Origin of the sequence: Coprococcus intestinihominis (genome assembly GCF_040096555.1) — a bacterium.
Taxonomy (GTDB): domain Bacteria; phylum Bacillota; class Clostridia; order Lachnospirales; family Lachnospiraceae; genus Coprococcus_A; species Coprococcus_A intestinihominis.
In genome coordinates, this window is sequence record NZ_JBBMEK010000070.1 from 1 (window position 1) to 13,245 (window position 13,245).

12 protein-coding genes are annotated in these 13,245 nt (G+C 38.4%); all 12 read right to left on the reverse strand.

The window, feature by feature from the left end; all coding sequences use genetic code 11:
• Positions 1-453: hypothetical protein (locus WMO25_RS07305; RefSeq protein WP_349084758.1), on the reverse strand; the 453-nt coding region annotated here is incomplete at its 3' end.
• Positions 454-572: 119 nt separating this feature from the next.
• Positions 573-2,522 carry a TIGR03986 family type III CRISPR-associated RAMP protein gene (locus WMO25_RS07310; RefSeq protein ID WP_349084760.1) on the reverse strand — a complete coding sequence of 650 codons (1,950 nt, stop codon included), beginning with the start codon at positions 2,520-2,522 and terminating at the stop codon, positions 573-575.
• Positions 2,522-2,878 carry a hypothetical protein gene (locus tag WMO25_RS07315; RefSeq protein WP_349084761.1) on the reverse strand — a complete coding sequence of 119 codons (357 nt, stop codon included), beginning with the start codon at positions 2,876-2,878 and terminating at the stop codon, positions 2,522-2,524. The genes WMO25_RS07310 and WMO25_RS07315 overlap by 1 nt, the downstream gene beginning before the upstream one ends.
• Before the next feature lie 15 nt (positions 2,879-2,893).
• Positions 2,894-4,198, reverse strand: a complete 1,305-nt coding sequence (locus WMO25_RS07320; RefSeq protein WP_349084762.1) for an RAMP superfamily CRISPR-associated protein — start codon at positions 4,196-4,198, stop codon at positions 2,894-2,896.
• A gap of 3 nt (positions 4,199-4,201) precedes the next feature.
• Positions 4,202-6,319: an RAMP superfamily CRISPR-associated protein gene (locus tag WMO25_RS07325; protein ID WP_349084763.1), complete on the reverse strand. Its 2,118-nt coding sequence runs from the start codon at positions 6,317-6,319 to the stop codon at positions 4,202-4,204.
• Positions 6,303-7,802 (reverse strand): Cas10/Cmr2 second palm domain-containing protein, encoded by a 1,500-nt coding sequence (locus WMO25_RS07330; protein WP_349084764.1) that lies wholly within the window; start codon positions 7,800-7,802, stop codon positions 6,303-6,305. Before WMO25_RS07330 ends, WMO25_RS07325 begins: the two co-directional genes overlap by 17 nt.
• Positions 7,803-7,829: 27 nt before the next feature.
• The gene (locus WMO25_RS07335; protein ID WP_349084766.1) at positions 7,830-9,521 is read right to left on the reverse strand and encodes a TM1812 family CRISPR-associated protein; all 1,692 of its coding nucleotides are present in this window, start codon (positions 9,519-9,521) and stop codon (positions 7,830-7,832) included.
• A gap of 48 nt (positions 9,522-9,569) precedes the next feature.
• Positions 9,570-9,932 carry a hypothetical protein gene (locus WMO25_RS07340; RefSeq protein ID WP_349084767.1) on the reverse strand — a complete coding sequence of 121 codons (363 nt, stop codon included), beginning with the start codon at positions 9,930-9,932 and terminating at the stop codon, positions 9,570-9,572.
• The gene (cas6, locus tag WMO25_RS07345; RefSeq protein ID WP_349084768.1) at positions 9,922-10,668 is read right to left on the reverse strand and encodes a CRISPR-associated endoribonuclease Cas6; all 747 of its coding nucleotides are present in this window, start codon (positions 10,666-10,668) and stop codon (positions 9,922-9,924) included. Before cas6 ends, WMO25_RS07340 begins: the two co-directional genes overlap by 11 nt.
• A gap of 56 nt (positions 10,669-10,724) precedes the next feature.
• Positions 10,725-11,966 (reverse strand): PDDEXK family nuclease, encoded by a 1,242-nt coding sequence (locus WMO25_RS07350; RefSeq protein ID WP_349084769.1) that lies wholly within the window; start codon positions 11,964-11,966, stop codon positions 10,725-10,727.
• Positions 11,967-12,161: 195 nt separating this feature from the next.
• The gene (locus WMO25_RS07355; RefSeq protein ID WP_349084770.1) at positions 12,162-12,347 is read right to left on the reverse strand and encodes a hypothetical protein; all 186 of its coding nucleotides are present in this window, start codon (positions 12,345-12,347) and stop codon (positions 12,162-12,164) included.
• Positions 12,348-12,438: 91 nt separating this feature from the next.
• A partial coding sequence (locus WMO25_RS07360; RefSeq protein WP_494337438.1) for an ATP-dependent metallopeptidase FtsH/Yme1/Tma family protein occupies positions 12,439-13,245 on the reverse strand: 807 nt, incomplete at its 5' end.

The window sequence follows — 13,245 nt, forward strand, 5'->3', positions numbered from 1 at the left end:
GGAGCCTAAATTTTTCAAAAAATCTTCACACTCCGTCAATAACTCAACCGAAGTATTCTCCCCAACTTTAATCTCATACCAAAATAATCCTATACCCGTTTGAAATAAATATACTCCAACCTTTGAAATTTCTGCTTTTACAGTTTCTTCAATTTTGTTATCATTTATTAAATGTAATTCTAATGTACATTTCTCCTGGGATCCACGCTGAAGTTTCTCCTGAAATTTCCATGCACTCCCTTGTCTTTTCTCGTTTTGTTCTTCTTTTGCATAATGAATCGTTTTATATATATGATTATAAATGTGCCTGCCCTGACCTGATATATTCTCTAATTCCCAATCTTCGTGTGACATCATTTTAGAATATACTTTTTCATATCCATCTGAAAAGCTAAAAGGCACAATATAGCGCATCATCGGTTTTTGTTTCAGTTTTTCCTTTTCCTCTTCCATAGACGCTTCCTCTTTTTTATTTTATCCTTCAAAATTTCCAAAAAGCAGAAATTATAATTTCATTATTGGAAATTTATAATCTCTGCTTTTTTAATGCTATTTTCCCGAAAATTTATCTCTTATTTCCACTTCTTGTTTCCACTCTTTCTGTAACCACCTTTATTACCGCCATAATTTGAATAACCAGTGTTTTTATTTCTCTGATTCTCCGGCTTACAATTATACGGCAATGAAAAATCTTCATCCTGAATAGATGGCAATACCTCTCTGATCACGACATCAGACCTGCTCCTGGCCATTTTTCCAGTGGTCGTTGTATGATTATTCACAAACCATTTATAACCTTCTGTCAATGGTTTGTTTTTCTGAGCTACTTCTTTTGGATAAGTAATTTCTACATCTTTCGGAACGGTTTCGAGACCGGCAATTTTATAAAGCTCATCTTTGACAGTTTTACTGAAGCCTGCGTCTTCATAACTGCTGTGTCCAAATGAAGTCTCCTCAATCCTGTACGCTACTTTACCATCTTCAATCGCAATGATTCTTTCTTTTACACCAGTCACCTCACAGGCTATACTGCCGAATCCCAAAGGTTTTGCTCCTCCTAATTTCAGCCCAAGTTTCTCTGTTCCGCTATTAAGAATCCAGATTAACTGAACCAGCTGTTTTTTGGAGATTCCCTCAAAATATAATTTCCCTATAAAAGTCACATTCGACTTAAGTGGTCGAATTGTCTTATTAAGTTTCGTTGCTTCCACTCCAGCCGGAACCTTTGGATTGCGATGATGCCAATAATACTTTCTTCCACGAAGCATTCCCTCCTGTATAATGATTTTTCCATTTCCTTTTATGTAATAATCATATGTCCAATAATTGGCTCCCTGCGGCTTTTTCAGATAAAAATCAACGTTACCAAGTTTCGGTTCACCCAATGTCTGAATTGTTAATTTATCACATGCATAATAATCCTCTGGAGATTTGTCTTCTCTTCCTTTATCCACATACAAATCTGTAAAACGTATCAAAGACCCTTTTGATGCCTCATTATTTTTTCCTACATATCCAAATAAGTCACATGCAGGACAATAATTTTCTTTACATGGTGCAAATTTTTTCGCTAACGAACCAATAGAATGTGCGGACACTTCTTTCGTAAATACAGCCGGTGATAAATACAATGTTCTGCTGTTTAATGTCAGTTTAGAATAATTAACCGGAAAATAATCTGTACCTTCCCCACGTAAAAAGTTAATCAAATCCTTCTTATATTCTTTGTACGCCAGCTGGTTTTCCCTAAGTACTGCAGGCTGATCCAAATAGGATGCAATCAAATCCATCAACTGTCGCTCAACATTTTCACGTGTTAACTGAATTCCCAAGGATTTACCGGCAACAAATACATGATATCTGGATTTTTTTACCCCCATACCCCATTTCAGAAGGTATCCTGTGTTTTCCCTGCTGTCCTGGGCAACTGTGTCTTTTATGACGTAAGTGCTGATTGGTTTCGGATGGCCTTTGTCATCTTTTAAAGGTTCTGCAAAACAGACAGGCATACCATTTCTCATATCTTCAAAACCATCCGGTGCCGGTCTTCTGTTATTCTGCGGTTGTTTCGGTGAGCCAATGCGATATGACTTAGCTTCATATAAAACAATTTTACCGCTTGGATCACGATAAAGTAATGCAGGTTTAAAGGCTTCTGCACTGCGTTTAACCGGATAAGTTTCCTCATTCAATAATCCTAAGCAAGAATCCGTCAAGGTCTCATAAACACTTCTTACAACACCACGCATCTCACTGCCGGGAATGACCGGTACGTAATATTCGCCCTCATAACGTTGATTGCCATCCAATTCCGTATAAGAAAAGAAATCATAGGACTTATGTTCCGGTACATAATCAGATTCTTTAAATGCTTTATCTGAACTTGAATTTGGAATAAAAAGCGGCGTTTTTGTCGTGATTTTATATTCAATCACACCCGTATGACGGTCCTCATCCGTATAAGCCCTCGCTTTATTTTCCGGAAAACCAATAAAATTATATGGATTTACGAATCCTTTCATTATCTTGTCACCTCCCTCAACCGATAATTTCTGATCGCCATCAAATCATCCTCATCATAGGTAATATAATTGACAACTTCAATGCATTCATTGCGTTCTTTTGATACAAAAATTTTCTCAATATATCTATCATCATGCGGAACTTGTGAATCACAAATTGTTTCTTTCTCTATTTCACCTTTTCGCGTTTTTATAAACCGATATTCCTTTTCACCATCAAATAAATGCAGCTCCAAAAGATTCCTCTTAAGTTCATCCTCCTTCGGCAATTCCTCTTTCTTATATGGCTCAAATATCATTCTGTCCTTATACAAAGCATACATTATTCCCTGTTCAGGTGCCTGTTCCAATTTCATATGTCATTCCCCCATCTACTGCATATTTATCAAAAAGTTTGTAATAAAATCATCTTCTTTGCCTTCTTTCCCATCAATCAAAATCGGACCGTTTGCAGAAAACACACCACGCCCAATTGCTGTCTGACCACCAACAGCCAGAAAACCATTTTGCATATCTTTTAATGCCATCAGAAGAAGACCCATGATCCATCTTTCATCTTTTGGATTTTTACTTCTGTGTACTGACACTTTTACGGATAATATACCGTTAACGTATGTTTTTTCCTGATATAAAGCTCCTTGCTTTGCCGCAGATTCAAAACGACTGACACCCGTTCTGGTCATTGTAAGTCCACTGGCTTTTTCAATAACTGACTCGCTAATAATAATATTGGAAGCACATGCCGCTTCCCTATTAACATAACCGAAAGCTGTATCCATGATTTTATCAATCTGTCCTGGTACTTCTACACCATTGCTTTTTAATTCATTCAATATATCTTTGACACGATGTCTGATAGCTCCGGCAAGACTGCTTCCCGGAATAACCGGCTGATTGTGGTCCATCAACTGTACATAATCCGGTTCTCCCTTCCTTGCCGCATATTGACGAATACTGATACCTCCCCTCATTTGAAGAGGCATTTCAATGCGTATCTGTTTAGGCTGCCATTCTTTCATTTTTAGCCACTCTTCCAGACGATTATCACTTACCCCTGCATCTGCCCATTTCTTTTCATCATAAGCATCTGCATATTCAAGATAATTCTTTTTTGTATAATCATATTCTTGAATGCAGGTAACTTTAAATACACCGAATCCCCTTGTCTTCTTACTGCCAAGTCGAATTTCTCCTGCATTGATACCACATATGATTTTTGAAATATCATGCTTCATCTTCTCTTCATCATCATTCTCCCGAATGGCAATTTCCATAAAAAAGTGTCCCAAAGCACCTGACTCCAAAATCTCTATGTCAAATTTATTTTCTGTAACAGACACTTTGTTATCATTCAATGCCACATTATCTCTGATGTTAAACACTGGATTTTCATCAAAAGTCAAATCTGATATAAACAACGCACTCATTCTGCCTTCGTCTTTATCCTTATCAGATTTCGCTCTTTTAGAATACCCCATAAGGCATGGCTCTGTCTTTTCTTTTTCAAGATAGGCCCTCATAGCACCTGCAATTGAACTGCCTGAAATAAATGGTTTATCATCGCAATCTCTCAACACATCTGAGTCTGTCCATTCGTCAATACCCGAAGATACACTGATTGGAGATATAAATCTTACTTTCAAATACAAAACTTTCCGTTTTAAAATTGCACTCATTGATCATGCCTCTCCCTTCTCCAGCGATTTCGCAAAATATTTCAATTCTGTTATATATGCATAATACATTTTCTTATACATATTCTGTGAATCCCACTGATTCTTAAATGTCTGCCCATAATCCTGACAAATTGAAGCATTTACCTGCTCAGCCAGCTGTTCCGGCACCACCAGCCCTATTAACTGACTGCATATTTTTTTCTTCTCATCCTTCTCGATACCTTCAACCTGTTTCTTCATATCTTCATACGTTGACTCCCTTCTGAAAATAATACGCAATTTAGAAACAGCCGCATTAACGGCTTCACCGGCGCTTTTATAATCATTTTTAATATTTTCTAATTTCTCTCTAATAACGTTCTGTACTCTATATTCAAATTCATTCTGCAGCAACTGGTTAATCAGACCATTACCATCCTCTGCACGCTCTATATCCGAAGACGGCGATAACTCTGTATCTTTCCAGACATACACATCGGCTGTATCTGCCATTTCTTCCACTTGAATCTCACCATAACCTTCGGACACACGTTCACCTACAAAATGATTGCTCAATAATCCTGCATCAAAGGGTTCTTCCGAATGAAGAATAAATGTGCTGCCCTTTCCAAGGGCATTGAAAATCGGTTTTCTTGCCTTCCATGTAACATTATAGCCGCCAATTGTCGTATATCTTATAAATGGATTTCTGATTTCAAGCCTCTCTACTCCGGTCATCTCTTCCAAATAGTTCTTTAATACATCTATGTCTGTTGTCCAAACACCATTTTCATTATAAAGAATCATATCTGAAACCAATGTAACGACGGCGTCACGCAATAAACATTTTTCCGTTCTGACCTCTGATACTGAATCCAATACCAGCTCCACATCGCCAAACTCACTGCCTCTTCCGTAACCCATACGTATCTTTCCCAGCGTCCCTACAGCTGAAATTATCTCCTTCGCCTGTATCTTATTGGCATATATATAACCCCTGAAATTCTGGTCTGCACAAATTCCTGCTAATTGATAGAAGCTGGAACCGTCATCTCTGCCCGTTGCACGGCCAATGGATTTGTCCGAAGGCCTCTGATGATGATAACTGATTTCTGTTGCAACATCTGCCTTTCTGTGATTCGCATCCACATAATCTATATTGGCTGAGGTCATCTGCTTTTCCCCTATATTCGGACTATACAACATATCCTTCAACCAAATCCGACCTTGCTCATCATAGCCCTGATCTTTTTCTTTTTTCAAAGAAATCCGGCCCGGGACACACCGCATCGATTGATTCATAATATAAGCATTTGTGACAATCAGCTCGGAAGGCTGCTCCATTAATTTTTCATAACCATTTTTCCCCAACGCACCGGCAATCAGTCCCAAAACTTTACTTCCTGCTATATAATCCTGTGTTTCTGCCTGATTTCCCTTTGCTGATTTACAAATCAAAGATGAATTCAAATGAATGGTATAACCGATTTTATTCTGTTCACTTATTTGTTCTTCAGAAATCAGGACATGTGAATATTCTTGCTTTCTGTTAATTTCAGATGATATATTTTCCAACGACATTGAGACCAGCCCAAGTCCTCTTGTTCTGGACACTCCCATATGTTTTACCAGAGATATTGCCTGTCCAAGTAATTTGGAATCTTCTTCTTTAACATCGCACTCAGCATAAAATGTAAGCCCTTTCCGAACAACTCTCATTGTTCTCAAAGAATTCTTATCCGCAACACCGGTTTCCATGTTAACTGCCGTTTGAGTTCTGATGCCCGTATATTGCTGCAGCACATTCCGCGGACTTATCACTGCTCTGTGTAATGCAGATTTCATACCAAAGTGCTGCAATGAATAAACCGTATCCTTATAATCTGCAATATAGGCATTTGAAAGAGAAAATGTCGATTTTTTGCTGCCTGCCTCACCAAAAATACGCACATACTGATTGTGATCCATCAGACCCATTTCGCACATCTCCAACGCTGCTTCACGAATGCACCCTTTGATTCTTTTTGCCGGAATATAAGGAATCCCATTTTCATCGTATACAACATCCATATCTACTATGCTGTTATAGGTTTCACCCGAACACGTACATAAATCACTTAAAAGCTTAATTTTTATTCTCATCTGCGTCCCCTCCTATAAACAAATCCATCGTTTCTAATGCATCATACCAGATTGGATAATCCAGCCTTTTATTTTCCAATTGTGTATAGCCCCTGGATGCCAAAAAAGATATCTTTCTAACTAACGCATTTTGTCCCATCGGAATAATATTTCGCAGCTGTTTTGCCTTGCTTCTAGGCATCTTACTGAACAATTTCCACCAATATTCTAAATGCTCAATACTGTATTTTTCATTAATTGTATTCAAATCTGCATGTCTGCTTACCGTAGGCACATAATAAGGTCTTCCTATAAACAGATTCTTTCCGTCTGAATAATGCCTATTCCTATAAGATTTCAGATTAGCCGCCCTTATGTTTGTACAAATCTGAAAATCAAAGAAATTACCAATACTTCCATCTGCTGCTCTGTTTTCAATTTCCTTCGCTCGTTCCTTCGCATTTTCACAGCATGCCTCGGCCACCTGATAAGCATCTGAGAAAGGAAAATGACTATTGAAATAAGCAATGCCTGCACATGCACTAAAATCACTATACTCACCAATATATTTCATAAAACGTTTAATAGCCGGTATTGCTAATTTTGCATTGCACACAAACGTTATATCATCCCCTGCTACGATAATATCTCGATATAATTTATTCGTCACTGGCTTCTTTACGCGTGAAGAAAGCGAATCCATATATTTCACCATCTCTTGAAAACTCTGATAGAATGTATCTGCGATTTTCTGGGATATCTCGCGCATTGTAAGAATGGCCTGCTTATAATCTGTTATATTGCCCATTTGATTTTTAATAAAAATGCCCATCTGATTTCCGTCAATATGGCAAACTGCAAGGGTACTATTATCTCCCTTTTCTGTAACCATATTGTCAAAAATCTTTTCACTTTCATTTTCAGGGAACGCATCTCTTTTTAATTTTGACTCTGTACACAAATATCCATCTCTTGTTTTAAAAGTAATTGGATAACCGGTAACTGAGTCTGCTTCCATAAACGGCAATGCCCCCATTGGCTGTGCCAATGGCATGCATGCCTTTATACGAGTCATTTCCTGATTAATTGCTCGATAGTCATCAGCATAAGAATTGGTTTTTGCCACAGATGCTACAGCAAGATTTAAAGAATACGTAGCATTCAAAAGATATTTTGCCAAAAATCTGCTGACTTTCTGGCATTCTTCCCCTGTTCGGAATAAGACATATGAATTTCCGCCGCCAACAAACATAACCTGCATCTGAACACTCATATCTGTCAAAAAGGCCTGCGGATCATCATTTTTCCAGTCAACCATATAAGCCTTTCTCTCCGATTCTTTCAAACCCTCAATATATTTTCTAAGCCCATCAATAACAATTTTCTCAATCATCTCAGAGGCACCAACTATTTCTTTTGCCACATTACTTTTAAAGATATAATCCTGAATTCCTCTGACATCATACATTGCCAGAACTTCCCGCTTTTGCAATTCACTTTTCATATGCTCTTCCTCCTGTATTTTATTATCTTATTGAACAGAACAAACCGCTTCCTGCAAAGTCAGTACAGCAGCTTTTAATACTTTACATAAAAATTCGTAACTCCATATATTTTCTGAATCATCGTCTGCATGATTGGCTTTGTTTCTCTGCGTCTTCAGTAATTCATAATAGGCCAGAAGTTCTGCCAGCTTCTCTCGTGATAAATTAGTTTCTGCACGGCCGATATCAAGGTATCCCAAATACTTTAACATGCTTTCCTTGTTTGTTACTTCTCCATCTTTAGAAACCATTCTCGGAAATTTTGATTTACCTTTTTTGAAAACCTCTTTGATATTTTCAAAGGCATTCGGATCAACCTGCACGAAATCAGAGAATTTCTTATTTCTCATTAGACCGCTATTTTCTTTGCCATACGCAAAATTGTGCCCATGTTTCAGATACCCCGTCAACCAGGCATACTTATCATCATATTTTTCATAATGATTTCTGTATAGCCTCTGATCGTCTTCGCTCATCTCTCCATTTTCAAATGCCCTCTTTAACTCTTCATATTCCCTTTCTTCCTGACTAGTTGGTTTGAATATTCCCTTTTCCCAAAAATAAATTGGCATACGCTCCACAAAAAACGTTAATGCCTGTTGTATGAAATCTTTCTCTACACACCAACTAATCACTTCCGGAAGCTCTCCGTCCAGTAAATCACCATAACCCGCTAAAATATCATGAACCACATATGCAAACAACATCTCTCGTGTTGCATTATTCACTTTCTTTGCAGAGTTCTGTTGGTTTAAATTTGCCTCGGAAGAACTTGAATTAAATTTCTCCAATACTTCTTTTAATTCTTCCTTCTTCTTAAACACAGCATTAGTCCGACATAATTGCAGTTCGTTTGAGAATTCCTCCATCCGCTTGAGAATATTACCTCCCTTTTCTGCATTAAGCTCCTTAAAATAATTCTTCAATCCGCGAATACGACCATAAATAAGATATTCATTCAGTCCCGATACCAGTTCACCACTCTCAAAAACCGCTTTCATATTCTGGATAGGTATTACTGGAATTTCCTCTCCGGTAATCTCATCTTTTTTCATTGACTTATTGTCATAATTCATAGTCAAAACTTCTTTGATCTCTACCTGTCGATTCTTCATCATATTGGCAATACTTAATATCATAGACGCTACATAACGTGGGCCGCCATTATAATCTATATAAAGATCTACTTTCTCATCATCATTATTACCGAGTACCTTCTGAGCAGCCTCTAAAGCTGCCTGAGCCACTTCTAACTGTTGAGGCTGATCTAAAATATCAATGACATAATAGTTAATATTCCTGTCCTTGTATAAGTCTGAATGTTTTTCTTTCACATAATATTGAATACTTTTTTCATAATACTCCAAATGAGACATATCACCTATCGGACTTTGAAGAAGCGGATCTGTTCTATCCAGCCATGCTGCTTCCCCCTTTGCCCTAATAGGCATTTTCGTCGTGTCAGATGAAATAATAACAATATCATCAAGACATTCCTGCATTCGTCTTCCGGCTAAATTTTCAATCACATACTTTGTTGGCGCCTCATTAGTTAGCCTTCCTTTAATGCCGTAAATCTGGTTTCTACCTTCCGTATACTCGTATGAACTCTCATTTTCTGAGTTTCTTACATTCATAACACTTAATGACAATAATAATACGTTTCTCTTTTTACTCATACAGTCCGCTCTCCTATCATAATCTGACACCTCACATTGGATTTACGACTATACATACTGCCTGAATCCTGCAAACTGAAATCTTGATACCTTCTGTACACTGCCATCTTCAAGTTGTTTCTCAATCACTTTTCTCTCTGTGCATGCAGCCACAACTGGTATCTGTTTTTCCCTCAATGCCTTAACAATTGCATATGTCAGTGTATATTCGCCCTGGCACATAACCACATCCGGCTGTTTTTGAAGAATATTCTGAACTGTTTGAGCTGCCAGATTGGCAATGTCTCCCGCTTCAGCTGAAACAACTACATTGGGGAATGGAAAATCTACAATATCTCCATATCTTTCTGCAGCCCTTTTCTGATCTTCTCCCCATAAATCCGATTTGTGATTCGAACAGTTAATAAACATCCTCATTCTCCTTTATCTCAAACATCCCAAATCCCTGTGAATTTCGGCATCCCAATCCTGTCTGATACAGGAAATCCAGATTCTTCCTCGGTCCCGTCAATTGATATTCTCCCAGCCAGCCGCTGAGATAAAATCCTTTATATTTTGTGACATATTTATCTCTGCGCCCGACCTTAAGGGGCATAATCCATATCCCGGATTCCGGAGATACGCCGTAACAAGCGCTGTACTTTCTGACAAAATTATCACTCACCTGCCATGAAAATTCTTCTTCATCCGGACTATAGAAATAAGTCTTTTTTGTATCTTTATCAGTAGAATAGATACAAATGGGTGAGCACATCCGAATAATCGCACTGTCCATTTCAAGGGTCTCATTTTCCAATTGTAATTCCGGATCTTCAAAACGCTGATAGCCATACTGAATGCCATTCTTTCTAAAAGAGTTTTCTAAAAGACGGATCATATAAATATCCGGGCTTCTGACTTCCCATTCTACATAATCCTTGAATATAATCTGTCGATTCACAACGTGATGTTTTCCTCTCAATAAACTGAAATTAAACAGTTTATAACATCGTCCCATATCAACCGCTGAATACCCCTGATTATGCATCTGCCCGCTGTATCCTGCCTCCTCTGCAAGACTGTGATAAATGATACCTTGTATAATATGATGATATCCCAGCGGCAGCACCAACTGATTGGGAATTGTATGTCTGATCTTTAACTGCAACGCACTCGCCCCCTTATTATTTACATCAGATCTAACATTTAATTTCACTCAAACTTTTATATGTTTTTCAAAATATTCTCGAATTTCTCCGGAGACATTGTGTGTACATTTTCAATAATCTGAATGCCCATATCCTTTGCACGTTCAAGAAAGTATTTTCTGCTGTTGGCCTTTTTGCCCATGTCTGCAGCTACCAGCACTTTTTTGGCATAATCACTGCCAAACTGCTCTGCTACTGTATTCAATTTATACAGCTCATCATCCGGAATCTTTCCGTTCTTACAGGAAATAAATATCGGTACAACACCCTTCATCAAAATGACATCGATTTCATTTTCTGTATCCACGTTACCGTCTTTGTTGTTATGTACAATACCATCCCAATCGATCATGACACCCGTTCTGGCATCTGTGAAATAAGGCTTTCCATCTTCCTTTGTAATTCTCCTGGCACTTAGAAGCGTTACCAGTTCAAGCAGTGTTCCCGCCTTGGTCAGACACATCTTCACCTGCTTGTCCTTAAACCGGAATTGCAACATTTCGTCATCCATGCCAAATCCAACCAGCATCCCTGCTTCCACCAGCTTGTCAAATATACCATCAAGATTCAGTGAATTTCCCTTTGTGCGCAGATAAACTTCCACATCTGCCATGTTGGCACATAACTGCAGTTCATCATCCGCAGCACTATTAAAAGTCATGATCTCTGATAACATAGTCACCTGATAATTCCATAATGCACAATTCTTTCGGCAGATTTCCCACATTGCAAAGACATCTTTTTCAAAGGATTCAGTAAAATTCCATGAATAAGTGCTTCCCGACCGCTGTGCATCCGTCACAATACTCCCTCCATGAAGGATAATATTCTGTTCAACTGTAAGACTCGGAATTTCAGAAGAAAAAACACGTCCATCCATATCACAGTCATAGACAGCACCTGTTTTTATATTGTACTGATGAAGTTTGATCCCTTTACCTCCAAAGCGCTCATAAATGATACCAATGGCGGCCATCGCCAGTTCATCACCGCCGGTCAGGTCGAAATGGCACTCTGAATACTCCATCACAATTTTCTCCAAAGCCTTTACAATATTCCCCAGATCATGAGGAATAATGCTGCAATAATCAATCTCGGTTCTGTCATTTCCAATAGATGCCAGAAATTTCTTATAATTTTGCCCGCTTCTTTTTATGATTTTGGACTGCCCGACAAGTATCACTTTGTCGGGACAGCCAGTCAGCGTACTAATCATATTGTCAATCGGTGTATCACTAAAAAATTCTACAACAACCATTTTCTACCCCTCACGAAGATGTCATTTCTTAAGTTAATTTGTTAAACTAATATTATATTTAGTATAGCATACATCCTACTTATACGCTATCTGTTTTTTTGTGCAAATCATTGACAAACATCAATAATTCGTGTGTTTTTTTATTGATTATGCACTAGTCCGTTGTCATTTCAGTCCAATCTCACTGCTCTGTATTTATTCCTGTAATTGAACCGGATACTCGAAAATCAATGGAATATCACGAACAACCATCGGATAACACCTGTCATGGAAAATAGTTTGACATACATCTTCACCTTTCATATTATGGATAACTTCAAACGTCAATTGCTGCCTCTCTATAATTATATCGGAATTCAACTGCCTGTTTTCCTCACTCATCCACAAAAAAATCCCCCTTAAACAGATTTTGGTTATTTACCTTGTCTATTTAAAGGGGATCCGATCAAAAAAGATTCCTTTTTGCAGTTATTTAATTATTCAAAACCTTCTGTATCTCATCTCTATTCAGATGTGTTTTCTCCATCAATGCACTTACAAGTCGATCCATATCCTTGCTGTGTGCTCTGACAATTTCCACCGCCTGACCCAGCTGTTCCTGAATGATTTTATTGATCGTTCTGTCAATAGCAGCTGCTGTCTCATCCGAGATCTCACTCCGCTGAACGGTACCAGATGCAATCTCACTGTACATACCGAAACTGCAGATCATCCTACCTGCAATTGATGTCGCTGTCTCAATATCCGAAGATGCACCTGTAGATATGCCCTCCTCTTCTCCATAATAAACAATCTCAGCCGCACGGCCGCCTAAAGCCACAGCAATTCTCTGGAGCAATTCTTTTTTAGTAAAAGAGCCTTTATCCTCTGCTCCGCTGTGCATCATATAACCGCCATGATTATCTCGCGCAGCGATCGTCAGATAAGAAGGTGCTTCACCAAAATAATTGCACACAAAAGCATGCCCCGCTTCATGGCGAGCGGTTTTAAGCAGCTCTGAAGGATTCCAGGGCTTCTCTTCGCCATTATTGTACTTCTCAAAGGCTTCATCAACAACCGCATCTGTCACCTCTGTGTTATTGCGAATAGCCTCACGAATAGCTGTATTAACAGCCCCCTCCATCAATGCCGGGCTCATGCCAATTGAACGCTCTGCCAGATTCTGTATCATCTCTTCACTGATCCTGAGCATTTTGTTCTTATGGCACAATATATGCAGTAATTTGATCCTTCCTTTTCTGTCAGGCAGATCAATGCAGATACTTCTGTCAAATCTTCG